General features: G+C 51.8%; 10 protein-coding genes. All 10 read right to left on the bottom strand.

Annotated elements, in window-relative coordinates:
• Nucleotides 1-437 (bottom strand): transposase (locus ACOTTU_RS17245; protein ID WP_425659868.1); only part of this gene is annotated, 437 nt, incomplete at its 3' end.
• A gap of 399 nt (nt 438-836) precedes the next feature.
• Complete coding sequence (locus ACOTTU_RS17240) at nt 837-1,505, bottom strand: VPLPA-CTERM sorting domain-containing protein (protein ID WP_425659853.1); 669 nt, start codon at nt 1,503-1,505, stop codon at nt 837-839.
• A 338-nt stretch (nt 1,506-1,843) separates the two neighbouring features.
• On the bottom strand, nt 1,844-2,281 hold the full coding sequence (locus tag ACOTTU_RS17235) for a DMT family transporter (protein ID WP_425659851.1): 438 nt from the start codon (nt 2,279-2,281) through the stop codon (nt 1,844-1,846).
• 1,000 nt (nt 2,282-3,281) lie between these two features.
• Complete coding sequence (locus ACOTTU_RS17230) at nt 3,282-3,776, bottom strand: hypothetical protein (RefSeq protein WP_425659849.1); 495 nt, start codon at nt 3,774-3,776, stop codon at nt 3,282-3,284.
• Between the two features lie 265 nt (nt 3,777-4,041).
• Nucleotides 4,042-4,533: a DUF488 family protein gene (locus ACOTTU_RS17225; protein ID WP_425659847.1), complete on the bottom strand. Its 492-nt coding sequence runs from the start codon at nt 4,531-4,533 to the stop codon at nt 4,042-4,044.
• A gap of 446 nt (nt 4,534-4,979) precedes the next feature.
• Entirely contained in the window at nt 4,980-5,768 is a 789-nt protein-coding gene (locus ACOTTU_RS17220; RefSeq protein ID WP_425659845.1) for a hypothetical protein, read from the bottom strand.
• A 128-nt stretch (nt 5,769-5,896) separates the two neighbouring features.
• Nucleotides 5,897-6,232 carry a hypothetical protein gene (locus ACOTTU_RS17215; RefSeq protein WP_425659843.1) on the bottom strand — a complete coding sequence of 112 codons (336 nt, stop codon included), beginning with the start codon at nt 6,230-6,232 and terminating at the stop codon, nt 5,897-5,899.
• A gap of 13 nt (nt 6,233-6,245) precedes the next feature.
• Entirely contained in the window at nt 6,246-6,824 is a 579-nt protein-coding gene (locus ACOTTU_RS17210; RefSeq protein ID WP_425659842.1) for a colicin E5-related ribonuclease, read from the bottom strand.
• A gap of 292 nt (nt 6,825-7,116) precedes the next feature.
• The gene (locus tag ACOTTU_RS17205) at nt 7,117-14,295 is read right to left on the bottom strand and encodes a hemagglutinin repeat-containing protein (protein WP_425659840.1); all 7,179 of its coding nucleotides are present in this window, start codon (nt 14,293-14,295) and stop codon (nt 7,117-7,119) included.
• Between the two features lie 79 nt (nt 14,296-14,374).
• Nucleotides 14,375-15,193 (bottom strand): tetratricopeptide repeat protein, encoded by an 819-nt coding sequence (locus tag ACOTTU_RS17200; RefSeq protein ID WP_425659838.1) that lies wholly within the window; start codon nt 15,191-15,193, stop codon nt 14,375-14,377.
• Nucleotides 15,194-15,243: the final 50 nt, after the last annotated feature.

Genomic DNA, 15,243 nt, shown 5'->3' with positions numbered 1-15,243 from the left:
TTGGAGCCATCAATCGCGACACAGTCTCCCTTCAGCACGCCCATCCGGCGGCAGAGCTCGACGAATTGGGCGCAGGTTCGTCGGATGGCGAGACCGTTGTCGCGGCGAAAATCCGCAATCGTCTTGTAATCCGGGACCAACCGACCCGTCAGCCACATCACCTCGACATTGCGCCTAGCCTCTCGCTCAAGCGCCCGGCTGGACGGAACCCGGTTCAGATAGCCGTAGATGAAGAGCTTCAGCAGTACCGACGGATGATAACCAGGCCGACCTGTTCGCGCGGGTGAGATGCGCAGAAAACCCAGTTGTTCAAGATCAATCTCCTCCACAAAGAGATCAACCACGCGAACCGGATTATCCTCGTTGATCCAATCCTCAAGCCTGTCCGGAAAAAGCGTCGCCTGACCGCGCTCCACACCCTCGATATACCCTGACATGCCCGCCTCCAGTATTTGACCAGAAGCATACATCATCCGGAGTTTCCACACAGCCTCGGCTCTTTGCCGACATCTGAGAGTTTTGGTCAGGAATAATTCGTGATTTTAAGTGCTTAAGGTCGGGAGTGCGGGATTTCCCGTCATTCACTTTTCGGGCTTCGCTGACGCAGCATAGCTTTGCAACTGCGGCACGCTTGTTGCCGCTGCGCAGCGCATGTCGTCAATGCGGTCATTCGTGAGTCACGTTCACGTCCAAACCAAAAGCACGCTTTGGCTGCGGCCAGCTTCGACAAACGAGACGCGGGACAAAGGGTGAATTCAGTTTGGTCGATCCAACGGCCGCAAACCAAAGTCCTGAGCACAACCCAGCAATACTATCCAATAGATCGGTTCGAAAACTTACAAATCCGATTTAAGCCCAAGTCTTTTTATAGCGCCAATACCTATCAGGCCAGATAGCAAGAGCAACATACCTGCTGGAAGTGGAACAGGAGACATCTGCTTCGATGCCAGTGTGACATTGTCAATTCCTATGGTGTCGCCGCCATCGAAGGCGTCGGTCGGAACACCAAAAAGTGTGACATTCGACAATATCGTTGTCCAATCTGCCTCTGATACACCCCATGTTGCAGCATCAAAAGTTGCGGAATAGCTTTGCCAACCGCCTATGGGCGCATTTGCTGCGACATCGACGTTCGCGACCAGACCACCGCCTTCAACCCTGAGATTTCCGAAACTTGGAAATGTCCCGCCACCGCCTGCAAATGTTGCCATATCTAAAGACAACATGCCGCCGTTGAACGCGCTTAGATCACCAAGAAAATCGGCCCCAGCAAGAGCCCCAGACGCAAATCCATTGTTTATCCCCCCTCCGATGTCCGTAATCCGGATATGACCGCCCAGGTTGCCACCGGACGCAACCCAAGCCAGTGAACCTTCTCCGGGGTTTCCTGTCCAACCTTGTGCATCACTGTCGAAAGAATTTGTAATGGTTGCTGCAGATGCCTGTAGGGCAGTACTGCCAATTGCTAAAAACACCGAAAAAAGTAGCGCAGCTTGCTTTCTCATCGCTTATCTCCTTTAAACTGATACTGCGTTCGTATCATAATCCGGCGGATAAATCATCTGCGGGCACATTGAGCGCTTTCTCATAGCTTGAACTAAAGCGGACCTCGGCACTCTACGCGGCATTGGAACGATTGGGCTCGCAGTCAGATTTCGCCGCCTATGTCCTGAACATCGGCTCATTGATAGCCAACGGCAGCGCACCGTCCGAGCCACTGCAAAATCATGGTTTTGGCGAGATTGCCAAATGGCGGGTCTCGTTCAGCCTACCGCAATGGCATTGCCGCATGGGCATCAGGTCGCTCTAAGCCCAATTTTGACCTTAAAGGCAGGCGGTTAACTTAACGAAGCATCAGAAACGCGCCGGCCAGAAGCAAAACGACTGCCGCAATCCGCGACAAATCGATGCTTCTGATGGAGGCATCAAATAATCCGAAATGTTCAATAAGTAGCCCCACTAGAAGCTGCCCGACAACAACCAGTGTAATCGCTGATGTTACTCCGAGTTTTGGAATGGTTTGACTCAGCGTCAGGTACAGGACCAGTCCAAACAGGCCACTTCCCAACATGTACCAAGGTAAGTGTTTCCATTCGCCAATGTTTTCTCCGCCTCGGGCTATCAGCAATGCAAGCGACGCAACCGCTCCACCTAGGTGAACTATGAAGCTCCCAGCAGCCCCACCTATTCGATTGCCCATTGAGCCAGCGATTTGAGCTTGCGCACCGACAGCGAAGCCACCGGCAAGACCTATTCCAACAACCAAGAGAATTTCTAACATTAATGCCTCACCTTTTGGAGTTTCAGTAACGGTATTGATTTTCGCTCAATGGTTCGAGTGCAAATCCAGATTACGGCTTTGTCCCGCGACTTGATCCTTGCCTTCTAAATTCTTGCTGCGCCAGTATCGAATGGCAGGTATCGCCGCCGCCGAGCAGCATCATGAAGCAAGCATGTGCAGCAGAATTCTTGCTGCGAGCGCACGCAGCAGAAAATGTGAATTCACAAGTTGGGCTCACAGCCGACATTGGCTCCTATGATTTGCACCATCCAAGGTCGGCTCAGCGGACAAAGTGACCTTTCGTTACGCAGTCACTTCTGTTTGAAATTACGGAAGTTACGTGCCGCACAAGTTCAGTAGCTAACAACGCTTGTTCTAGGACATTGGCACCATGTAAGCCTGAATTCGCTCTGAATAGATAACATCATTGTCTTCATCAGAGACTACACGCTCTTCATCGTAGGGATCAAAGGAAGCGTAGAACTTGCCGTCATCCGAGATGAACAGCTTTAAATGGGAAACACAGACAGGACGGTCGTTGTGACCGTGTAGGGAGTAGTACTCACAACAACTGAAACGGAGCAAAATTCTTGGCCAATCTGATTTCGGACGCATGCGAAATAGAACGTCGACGCTTACACTTTCGCCCTGTCTTATTTCATATTTCTCTATCTCTGAATCACGAAGGGAGTTCTCCCCGACGAGTTTGTGGAGGACTTCGTCATCTTCACAAATCAAATCCATTTTTAGATTTCACCCCAAAAGCTCTAATGGTTATGCCTGCAATGTGTAGGTCATGTATCTTCTTTGTCTAGGCGTGTTGCAACGGAGCCTTGGATCGACGGTTGCTAAGGGCTCACTACCGCCTTGCGGCGATGCAGCGGGCGACTCGCTCCGATCTGGGCAGATTAGATGCGGCGCGACCTCCCCTGCCAGTCCCAAAGGAGACATTCCCGCTTAGGTAATGCCCTAGGCTTAGGAACATCAAGTATTTGAAGCGCTAAAATAGAGACGGTTGCTTTGTTGCCCTTAGCTGCACAAGGCCATTGATAAGCCATGTCTCGCGGTGGAGAGAGTGCGTACCCATGGCAAAATACAAGCCACGTTCAGGCAAAGTGTGTCCGTACACCTCCTGCATATGAGCTACCGCACCTTGCTCCCCATACTCGTTGCGCCACTTGTAAAAAGTGGCCTCGGTTTCCCAATCTTGGCAAGTCCCGGTACGATCACCGTCGTCAGTACGATATTTATATTTAAACTGGTATGGGCACGCGACGCGGGGTACGCCCGGCGGCGGCGCAAACATATCGGATTGAGCGTGATAGTTGTCAATCTTGCGTTGTTCCGTAGCAACTTCGCTTTGTGACTTCGGGACAATCACAAACTCTTTTATCGTTGGACGAAGTAACGCAAGCGAGCGGCCCGCTTCGTTTTCAGCTTTGAGGCTTGTAGTGATATGATTGTCTAAGAAGTTAGCCCGCTCGGCCTTCTTCATGTTTCCCGAGATTTCCAGCGTTTGGCTATCAACGTGACGGCTTTCTGGGCGGTCGTCGTCAGTGGGCTTTCGCCAATTGTATGTAACGATATCCCAACGCCCGAAGCGTTTAGCATCCTCCAAGAGACGAAACGAAACTGGATACATACGGTGCCATTGGCCGTATATATCTATTCCGGCGCAACAAACTGTCTCGCCGTGTTTCTGTCCGATTATCGGGGCCGCTTTGATAAGTACAATGGTTTCTGCGGTGCCTGATTTAACGTCAGTGCTGCTTTGCAATGCCTTGCTTTACTCCAATGTGTGCCAGCTCAAAATCGGCCAACTTTGCCAACTCGTCTGCGACGATAGACCGGTGGCAATCGGAATGACAACGCTCGAAACACAACAGACACGCGCCGCCCGCCTCAATTACGGGCACAACTTCTTGGAGAGCTTCGCGCGTTGCGTCCAACTTAATATGGTCACCAAAGATACGGCGAAACTCGTTCATGTTGCCCGCACGTGCAGCCAAGCGACCGGGCTTTGGGTCGCCTAGCTGTTTTACGTGTAGGTAAGCGATGCCCGACTCTTCAAGCTGTTGGCGTAGCTTGTTCTTTGAAAAGCCTTTTTTTCGAGAAAGGGGTAATTCGCGTACGTCAATTAGGGTTGTCACGTTGGAGGCTTGGAGCGTTGCAATAAAGTCGGCAATATTCGCGCCCTCGTATCCGATAGTCATAAGCTGTGCTTTGACGCTATCGCCTACTTGGTCAAACATGGTTTTCTCCCTAACTGGTCAAATCTTATTTTTGTTGTGCAATTTGTAGTACGCAAAGTACGACAAAGGCGACAACGCCGTTACGACATGGGCCAAATGCTGCCCGACTCGTGTCTGTATTGCATCAACGGATCTATGAAAGATTGACAGGTCTCACGGACCGCATCCCAGCACCCTGACCGTTGTCAGATCCTCCGGTTTGGGCCAATCTCGAAACTTTGCAAAGTCCGCTTCCTGCGCTTCGCTGCCATTGGGGCGGGACGCGGCATCAGATCGGGCAGCCTGAAGCCGCTGAGTGTCTGCTTTCGGGAAACCGACCTTCAAATCTCGCAGATGCAGCGTTGGGCGCGAAGCACGCCATATGAGGGACCGCTTTGGGCTGTTAGCAATGCGCCGCTTAGAACACTGAGCCGCCATTTAGATTGGTCGATGTGAACTTGCTTCAGCTACCGTAACTCCAGCGGATCACCAGAGAACGGCAACAAATACCAAGCGCTAGGCTCGCGTATTTCTAGCAAACCTCTCATCGAAGTTTCGGATAATTCACCGGGCACATATATCAAAAGACCAATGTCTCCCGCACCAAAAACAATTCCTGGCTGGTCGAACCTTTCCGAAATTACTCTTGCTTCTTGGCGTTTCGCATGGCGCTCAGCGGCAATGCCTGCAGAATATGCGGAAGTTGAAATCATGGTTGCGAAAAGAATCAATCGCACAGTCTGGTAGTTCTTGATTTCTGCAATCGCGTTTTCATCCTCTACCTTTTTCAGTTTTCGAAGCAAGACCCGATCAGTGGTTTCAAGCAGCATCACTCCAAACAAAACCCACCCTCCGACTATCACTAAGCCTTCAGTCGAAAAATGCAGGAATCTCACCCAAAAAACCAAGATAGCTAAAAGAAGAACTGCCTTAAGCGGTGCCGCAGCGATTTTGATAGCGGCATCGTCAGTTTTTTCGGCTGCATGCTTAAACTTATCTGCATTTAGATTAGACAAAATACCACCGGCTATTGAGACCATCACAGAAATCAGGATCAGCATAACTTTTGCGGAGATATACGAAAAAGCCGCGCCAAACCCTGCTTGCAGCCCAAGTGTCAATGACATGTCTCGCCCAAACACAACAAACACCTCGCGCGGCATATCGGCGGTGTAACCAACAACGAATACGGTCGACAGGCCGATCAGCGCCAGAAAAAATACCCCTATGGCAAAAGGGTAGGAATTCGCTTCCACTGTTTGCTCTTTGCTCTGAGGCACGCTTCACCTTATCGACTAAATCTAGTCTTCAAACATTACATGTCTTGCCCGAAGAGCAGCACAAGAAATGTTCGGATCAGGTGATGGATAAAGCGCATCACGGGTCACACGGAGCCGTTTTCGGAATGCCCATCTTCAAAGGCAATCTCGAAGACAACATTTGTGTTCATCTGCGCTAGAACTAGCCCGCCGACCACTTTTAGAAATTCTTCCGGCGTATCAAATTCACCAGCATCCACCTCGAAAGATTGATTGGGTTGAATTTTCCCATCTTTAAAATGGTGAAACCCTGACATCCCCAGAAGTTGATAACCTGCTTCCAAGCAATCAGCCAGATATCTAAGAGCATGAATCGGCTTCAAGACGGGGGCAATAAATCCTTCGCTATACTTGCGAACCGAAAATTGCATATACTTTTCAGAAATTGCTTCGAGTCTCATATTGGTGCCGCCATCAAGGTATGTATGGATCAGTGATGCTTGGATCAGGAATCCAGTTCGGGTCATTCCGATTGCTCATCTGCACTAGATCACCTGTTACGTTATCGCGGACAACGTAATTACCGCTGTTATCAAAGTAAGCTGTTGCCGGATTTCCTGTCGCGCGATTGGTCGCCGTACTCGTATGAACTGGGCTATTCACTACAGTGTCGATGTAAGACTGATCCCATCCTCTTGAGGTCAACTGGTTGAACTTCCGACCAGAGGTTGGAATGTTTGTCGGCACTACGCTATTTGGGGCATCTAAACAGACATCAAAACCAAAGCTCGCCACTTGGGTTTCATTCCCATGCATGATGATACAGTTGCCTTGCTCAGCAACAGCAGTACCTGTAACCGCAACATTGGTCGCCGCTAACGGTGGTGCGCGTGCTGCGAAGTGAACGCTTGTGTGTTCAGCTACCACCGCTTCTTGATATGGGAAAAATTCAACTTGGTGTGATGCCGATGGCGCAACTGGCATAGCAACCGCACTCAAAATCGAAAGCAGTATCGTAGCAATCAACCCAATGATTTGGCGAAGAAACCTCATGCCTTAGGTTTACACTCCCTAATTGTCTCTATGCATGGCTTTCCATTCGGCAATCAGTTCGAGCACACGCTCGTCCATATCTGCTGTGGTCAGGCCGTGAGTAGTGGTTGCACCTGGCCGAATCCATCGCGATACAAAAGTCCCTGCATGCCTGTAAATGCCTGGAAATTCTTCCATCATAAACCCAGCAAGTTGGCCCCCTGATAAGCTAGGGTCAATTTCCAGTACTTCTAATAAAAGCTCCGACGGTTTAGCGCCATCGTCAACTCTACTTGCCCAGTTCCGCTGCATACTACGGCCTCACGAACTCAAAATCGATAACGTTACTCCCAGGCCTGGTCGTCTCAACAACTTCCGTATAGCCATGGCTGGCTGCGATGCGTCCAGTCCATGTATTCCTGGCTGCGTCGGTTCGAGTCAAACCTGAATTCACATTATTAATGAACTGCGAATAGTTATCGCTGCCCGTACCTGGAATCCAAACCCCTTGCACTCTATCAACTACTACACCGTCACGTTGTAGGCGAAGTATTGCACTATTGAACATGTCTGTCCCTGACCCAAGCGCCGCCGCATCACCACCCGCTGCTACATTGAATTCCAATGAGCCATTTTGAACCGTAATCTCGATTCCATGACCAGAATCAGGGTCTCGGTAAAGGTATTGAGCATCAACATCAGATCGATTGATACGGTTTAGGTCATCAGAAATATCAACACGCGGTGGCAACGGTCCAGTATTTGGGGCTTTTCCAACGATTCTAATGCCGCCACTTGCCGCGCTAAGCACACCGGTTATACCTGTGACAGCGAAGGCACCCTCAATGAAAACCTTGCTACGGATTGCGTTAGCCCTTTTGATTGAATCCGCAGTTCCAAGGGCTTCAAGCCGATCTGCCTCAGCAAGGTCAGCCTTAATACTTTTATCAATCGCTGTGAGTGGATGCAGGAACGCATCCTTGACCAACAGCAATTGAGCTTGTGCCTGAGGGTCACCAGCTGCGGCGCTTAGGGTTATTGCAGCAAGGTCGATTAATCCTGTGGCATTATCAATCGGCAGTTCCAGCAGAGCTGTAGCCGCAGCCTGACTCATTTGGGTACTAAGATAGGTGCCATAAGTATTTGCTACGCCGTTGTCTGGGTCGATATATTCACTCTGTGTTCCATCGTAGCTAAGCGTTCCGTTTTCATATGCGGTTTGATAGCTATCGAAAGCCAGCTTCAATTTTGCAATTTCAACCCTACAAGCAGCACCGCTGGTGTAGCCGCCACCGCAGGCGGTGTCCAATGCCGCATCGCGTTGTTGGTCAAGCTCATTGAGAGCATTAAGCTCCGAAACAATTTCATCACTTTCTTCTGCTGAGCACGCATCTGACGCATCGCATTCATATTTTAGGTTACGCAGTTCTGCGCGCCGCGCGGCTTCTACATGAAAAAGATAGTTATTGCGGAAACCGGACAACGCGATAGCAGAAGCAGTCGAAACGTTTTCAGCCCTGCCTCCGGAGAAAATATAGCCAACGAGCGCACCGGTTAGTTCTGAGTTATTTGCTTGTTGCTGTTCTGTGAGAACTGAACCCTGGTTATAAAGACCGGCCAATATTGCTTGCGAAACGCCACCCGCGGCTCCCGCCCCACAACTCGCGCCCTGCAGTTCCGCCGCAGCACACCCCGCGATGCCATGCAGGAGTACGTGCCCGACCGAGCCTTCACCGCCGTTTTGACCAGCCGCAAAGACGCCGCCAATTCTATTCTGGGTATCGGCAAGACCGAGAGCAACGACGGAGCGGATCAGTGAGTTGCTGAACCCTCTGCCAAAATCATTCCCGTAGACAGCGGAGCTCAAACCGGCATTCAAAGCGCCGTCGAGAGCTTGCTCGGAGAGGTTTGCCAGATTCAGGTTGCGAAGCCCTGGCAGGCTGCCACCGACTTCTCCGTACCGCAGATTGGTCCGGACATAGCTCATCAGCGAATTTGAGTTGTTGACCGCCTCAAGTGACCCTTCGACATCACCGGCAGCGCGTAGGTTTATGGACTGGGCGAGGAAGGATTGCGCAGCAGAAAACGCAGCATTCTTCAGAATGTCGTCCAGTTCCAGCTCGCCGGATACGGCCCCGTTTGTCGCGCCGATAAGGGAGGACGCCGCAAATGCCTTAACTGCATTCCCGGCTACAGAAAGCGAAGTGTTGCTGGTCGCAAGGGCTTTTACGGCGGTTGAAGCGCCAGGTGCCGCTGCGGCATTTAGAATTATCTTTTCGATGCCGACGCCTGCGACAATCGTCGCCAATGCCATGAATGCAGGTGAAAGTGACTTGCTTTCGTCGTAGAAATATTCATCAGCAAGTTCGCGGTCGAGCAGGACGAGGCTGGTCAGTGCCAGCAATTCATCCGGATAAACCTCCGATGCTTTTGGACCTGTAACGTTCGGATCACCGTAAAGCGTAAGGAAACTGTCCCCCCCGACGGTGATGTTTACGTCGCCCTGAGCATTGAACGTGGTCCGGACGGCCGTTTCACGGAACGAATTTTCAGTGACTGTGCTTGCGACAACCGCGCCAAGCTTGCTTTCAAAAAAGTCCGAGCGTTCGCTATTGATCGCGGCAAGCACCCTTAGGTCACCGCCAACGTTCAGGTTCAGGTCGTTGCCAGCAGAGAGTTGCGCGCCGACCAGTTCAGTGTCGGCACCGGAGACAAGAGAGAGATCCAGGGCGGATAATGCCGTTGTTCCTGTCGCAAAGCGTTGCGCTGTCGATGAGTTGCGGGTTGAGCCGAAGAGCCCGAAAAATGATGAGCTCCGAGAAAAGGACGACTGTTCATTGATATCAGTATAGGTCCCTGCGAGAACGTCGCCCTGTGTGGCCGAAATGCTGATGTCGCCACCGCTGCTAACAAGACTGCTTCCCGCGGTTGTGACATTCCCAGTTTGAGATTCAAGCTCTAATGCCCCACCCGCGGATAAGGAAGAACCCTTGTTCGTCACAACCGTACGCGTATTGCGGGTCGTCTTATTGGAAAGCAAGCTACTATTGTAGGTCCGATGATCGTAGTCATAGACGTCTTGCGCAGCGGCAAGGATCAGATTGTTCAGTGCAGCGAGCCTGACTGAGCCTGCTGCGGTTACTTGCGTACCTTCCAGCGTTAGATTGCCCTGCGCCAGGGCTCTGAACGAGCCACCGATGTCAAAGTCTGCGAGATGCGACGTGATCTCTACGCGATCAGTGCCATTTTCTGCATTGCCTGTATGATATTCGATCACGGACTGCGTAGAGGACAGCGTCAGATCTTGATCAGATGTCAACAGTGCGTCCCCGCCGGTCCGCGCCTGCAGACCGCTCAACGTCACATCACCGCCTGCTATGACCGACAGGTCTCCACCGGCATCAATGGATGTCATCTCATGTGAGATAAAGGTCTCGCCAGGGAGGATCGGGCGTGCATCTGTCGCAAGTGTTCCAATAATCAGTGCAGGGTTGGTGTTGCTGTCATATTCCGTGCCAAGGGACATAACCTCCGCATTGCCGCCAACAGCCGCGCCGAAATTATTCTGGGCTTTGGCAAATGAGCCGTAAATCGCGAGGTCGCCACTCCCAATGACATCAACATCCCGGGCGTCGAGGGTGGCTCGTTCAAGAGCAATATTCCCAAGAGACAACACCGATAGTTCGCCCTTGCTCTTAAAGTCACCGTGGGCAAGATGGGCGTTTCCTGCTGTCGACAGAGACAAGTCACCTTGAGATGTCACAAGGGCTCGCGGCGTTTCCGCCAGATCGTTCAGATTGCTCGCAGCACCGAGCCGCCAAGCGGTTGCACCGATAAAGGCATCTTGTTGTGATTTGGTGTCGGAGATGAGAACATTTGTCGAGGGAACGCCATCGAAGTAGGTCTCTGGTGCCAAATATTCTTCTGTCCCCGTAATGACCCAGGTAGGACGGAGTTCCTGAACATAATATGTTTCCCAACGCGGGTAACAAATCTCGTCGCCACCTCTGTTGCGGTGACATTTGGGAACATTTCGTTGTTTGGCGACATTCTGAAGCCGATCCTGATACTCACCAATCTCTCTGCTCGCCGTGACCAACCGGGTTCTGATTTGGTCACCGTCACGAGCATTTTTCAGGAACCCGTCGGCGTCTGAAAACACATCCTGTGTCAGCGCAAGTTCTGGAAAAGCGTCATTCGTGAGGGCAGTTGCAAGCGACTTCTCTCCTTCTACGACGGTCCCTTTCACAATTGCTCCGGCGCGGATTGCGTCTGCAGCTGCTCGATGGCTGACCACTCTTTCCGCTGCCTGATTTGCTGATTGGAGTTGCGCATAGAGCGTGCCCAAAAGGACTTGTTTTTCCTGACCAAGAGCTTCGATATCTGAATAAAAACGCGTCGATCTCGCTGATATTGACTGCGCAATTCCCTCATCGGAAACGGATGCCTGGGTTAAGGCAACATTGGCATCATGTAGACTGTTTATGGCCGCAAGATCTTCGACGCGTAGTGAATTGGCTTGCGCGTCAGCAGCATTCTTGAGTGAGAAGTAGTGAGCATTAGGAGTATATACCCATTTGTAAATGGGATACCGATCGCGACCGCCAGCCCATCGTTCGATCACCTGGTGCCGATCATACAAATAGGGACCATACTGGGCTTGATTGGCGGCAAGAGCAGCCTGATAGGTACTTTCTACTTGTGAGGTATTGACCTGGCGCTCTGCTTCCAAAGTGTCCAACTGGGTTTGGATGGATGCCGTGCGTTCAGCATCACTAAGATCGAGGCGACTTGTAAAGTCCGCGATATCCGAACGGAACTCTTCGTGGCTTTGCGTGATGATCTGATCATGTACTTCGATCTGGCCATTAATCGTATCGGTGACTGTGTTGACCGCTACCTGCGCTTCGGCGTTCAGCGTTTCAAGTTTACTGTTGTCAAACAGTGACGCGTAAGACTGAACCCCCACAGATTTGGCGATGTCTTTGATGTCCGCCCCGGTGTCGGCGCGGCGAAGGGCCTCTACCGCTGTCAGCAAATTGTCGTCTTTGAGCAGTGCTGCGTAGACCGCTGCGTTCTCCTGCCCGGCGCTTTCTGCGGCAGTTTCTGGAGAGGCGAATATCTTTCCAATGTCTTCCTCGGGCAGTTCGACCAGTTCTACGCCGCCAGGGTAGCTGTCGCTCACCTCATTGGGGACATCATTGGCTGAAACCAAAAGAGAGCCTTCGGTCGAAATCAGACTTAGATCACCGGTCGCGACAAGCCGGGTGCCTGGGAGAACGATATCCTCCTTTGCAAGAATTGTTACATTCTTCCCCAGAACGTCAGTGGAAGCGGTCGTCAATTCCCAAGAGCGGCCACCATCGACGGTCACAAAGCGAGTGCTGGTGACGCAATCGCCGTTCTCACTCGACCCGGTACACTTTTGATAAGTTTGGGCGATTTCTCCGGTACTGCTTGCTTCCACGACATCAATGAAGTTCGACAGCAGTACGCGGCCTCCGGCATTGATATCCAGATCCTGCCCAGAGGACAGAACAGATCCGAATGAGACAAAGTCTCGTTCGGCGTCGATTGTCACATCACCATAGAGAGAGACAATATTGCCCCGTCTGAAAATACTCTTCTCCAGGGTCTGTGTGCCCGTGCGCTCCTGGGACTGGTACCCGGTGTAGCGTTGGCACAAATAATCTCTGCCCTCACGCTCACAAGTCTCGGCGCTGTAGGGAACTGCCACCGTAATCGGAATTGTGCCGGTCGCGCTGTAAGTAGACTGCCGCAGGAAGTTGAGAACATCCTGCCCCGCATTTAGGGTGATTAAATTGGCGGCGGCGATATCACTTGCCTGGTTTTCGACATTCTGACCAGCAGACAGTGTCAGATCATTGCCAGCAAGGATTTCCCCTGCAAAAAAGTCGGTTCGATATCCGCAATTTCCTGCCGGACATCCATCGTCTGCCCCCAGTCTGGACCGTAGCGTCAGGAAATTATTGATAATGTCCACGCCCGCAGACAATACGACATCATTTGTTGCACCAACTGCGCCGCCCGTGTTCGTCACGCTGCCCGCATCTGACGAGATCGACACATTCGTGGCCGTCGCTGTTGCGCCGCGATCGACGTATTCTTTGACGATATCATACTGGCTTGCGCGTTGGATCATGTCGGCAGCGATGTCCGCTTCTGCTCCGCCAGCAATCAATTGCGCATAGTAGGCCTGCAGATACTGCTGCAAGGCTGGATCGAAATAGATGTCATATTCGCGCGCTATTTTGCGTTGTTGCGAGAATCCCTCCAAGGCGCTGACGACAAGTTCGCCATCCGCCATCAGAAAGCCGGTATTTGTGAGAGAGCCGTTCGAGACATCAACAGTCACGTCAATGCCCGAAACTTCACCGGCAATCACCACAAAATCTCCGGCATTGATGGAGATATGACCATTGTCTCCTGCCACTGCATCACCGGTGACTTTGTCATACCCCGATGTTATCTTGCGGCCCGAATAAAGGGTGAAGCTCGTCCCATTTACACTCACGTTGCCTGATGCAGCCAGGTCACCGTATTGTCGAATACTTTCGCCGAAGATGGATACCCCTGCTTCTACCTCCACATCTTTGTAAAACAAGTTTCCCGCAGACACGGCTGACAATGATCGAGCGTTCACATCACCGTAGAGGTTGACGCCCTGCCCGGCCTCCCGGTTGACGATGCGAACATTTCCCGAAGTCAGCGTTCCACGCTCAGCGGCGTCGACGGCAAAAGGTGATGTTTTTGATGCAAGACCTGGAGCAGATACAATATCGGTGTCGTTGAGCGCAGCGATCTCGATACTGCTGACACTTTGTGCACCGCCGGAAATCAACAGATCATTCTGTGCTGTTTGTCCGATCGTAGTAACGGGTCCGTTCACAATGACATGCCGTCCAAACACGCCGCCTTGCTGGCCTGCCTCAAACCCGTCGGGACCGATGGTGATCGTACCTTTATTGACCAGTAATCCGACGTTTGAACCGTCGACCGTGGGCACCCCCGTTGCCAGTATGGATGCTGAGGAGTTTATGAATGCGCATCCATTGCAACTAATACCGTTGGGGTTTGCGATAATCACGGCGGCTTCTTGGCCGAACACCTCAATTGTGCCCAGCAGTGACGAGGATGCCGCGCCGGTGATCTCATTGACAATCGTGTTGGCGGGTCCCGACACCATCAGGTTTGGGTTTGCGGTGACGTTTTGACCGATGACACTCATTCCATCAGTCGTGGAGTTATTCAAAACAACTCCTTGGCCGCCTACGTCAAAATTCTTGAACTTATTGACAGAAACACCGCTTTGGGGCGCTGCAATATCAACCTGCGGTGTCCCATTTCCGGTGACCAGAAACGACGTGCCAGGTGCAGAGGGGTCGACAATAATCGCCTGTGCATAGGACTGTGTGACCGCGCTGAGAAGTATCGCAGTAGAAGAAATAGTGACCACCAGAGCATGGCTCATTGAGCGGACCAGGTGGCCTTTGCGATTTCTTAAACTCAGCATATTCACAGTCCCTGTCAGGAACCAACAATCGTTGGCTTCAATTAGTCTTTTTTGTTTTTACGGGCCGCCATGATCGGGCACGTTCTTGCGCGCGTGCGACCTCAGAGGCAGTCATTTGGTTTTGCAGTACGTTGCGGGCTTGTGCAGCCAAGGGATGGTCAAGCGCGGCCGCCAGATTGAAATAGGCATGTGCCTGTATCACGTCCTGATCAACCCCAAGTCCAGCCGCGTGAACCTGCGCTAGCGCAAAAAGGCCGGCTGGACTGCCGCCGTTGGAGGTTTTTCGAAGAAGTTCTACTGCCTGGGTTAAGTTTTGCTCGACAAACCTGCCTTCAATCAAACCCAACGCATACTCGTTTGTGGCGTCGGTATGACCAAGCTCAGAAGCTTTTGCCAACCACGCGTAAGCCGCAGTTTCGTCTTTTTCGACACCGCGTCCTTCGCGGATTAACAGTCCGCAATTATAAGCGCCATTCACGTCCCCCAGACTGGCCGCGTCGCAGACAAGCTGGGCACCTTTTATGAAATCCTGCAAAACGCCATTGCCTTGAATGTGCAAAACGCCAAGACGGTTTTTTGCTGGAGCCGATCCTTTTTCGCTTCCCGCCTTGTAAAGGCCGATGGCAGCTTTTCGGTTTGGGTCACCGGCGACGCCCAGTTCGAGCATCCGCCCAAGATAAAAAGCCCCATCCGCGTCACCTGTTTCAAAGGCCTCGGAGAAATGTGCCGTCGCCGCGCTGAAATCTTGTATCTCCAGAGCGTTCAAGCCTTGAGACACCAGGCTGACATCTTCACTGGATTGCGCCGGTGGCGCTACGAATATCAGGGCGGAAAGGATCAGCTGGGTCGGCGTCACAAAAACTGGAAAAAAGCGGTAAAACAAGGCAGTACTTCTGAATAGTTGAC

Origin of the sequence: Roseobacter sp. EG26 (assembly GCF_049830555.1) — a bacterium.
Lineage (GTDB): Bacteria > Pseudomonadota > Alphaproteobacteria > Rhodobacterales > Rhodobacteraceae > Roseobacter.
Note: the sequence above shows the minus strand (reverse complement) of the source record. Positions and strands in the feature narration are given on the sequence as shown.

Excerpts from the sequence above, each read along its gene's own strand:
- ACOTTU_RS17240 (WP_425659853.1), bottom strand. The coding sequence starts at position 1,505 with ATGAGAAAGCAAGCTGCGCTACTTTTTTCGGTGTTTTTAGCAATTGGC.
- ACOTTU_RS17210 (WP_425659842.1), bottom strand. The coding sequence starts at position 6,824 with ATGAGGTTTCTTCGCCAAATCATTGGGTTGATTGCTACGATACTGCTT.
- ACOTTU_RS17215 (WP_425659843.1), bottom strand. The coding sequence starts at position 6,232 with ATGAGACTCGAAGCAATTTCTGAAAAGTATATGCAATTTTCGGTTCGC.
- ACOTTU_RS17230 (WP_425659849.1), bottom strand. The coding sequence starts at position 3,776 with ATGAAGAAGGCCGAGCGGGCTAACTTCTTAGACAATCATATCACTACA.
- ACOTTU_RS17225 (WP_425659847.1), bottom strand. The coding sequence starts at position 4,533 with ATGTTTGACCAAGTAGGCGATAGCGTCAAAGCACAGCTTATGACTATC.
- ACOTTU_RS17205 (WP_425659840.1), bottom strand. The coding sequence starts at position 14,295 with ATGAGCCATGCTCTGGTGGTCACTATTTCTTCTACTGCGATACTTCTC.
- ACOTTU_RS17235 (WP_425659851.1), bottom strand. The coding sequence starts at position 2,281 with ATGTTAGAAATTCTCTTGGTTGTTGGAATAGGTCTTGCCGGTGGCTTC.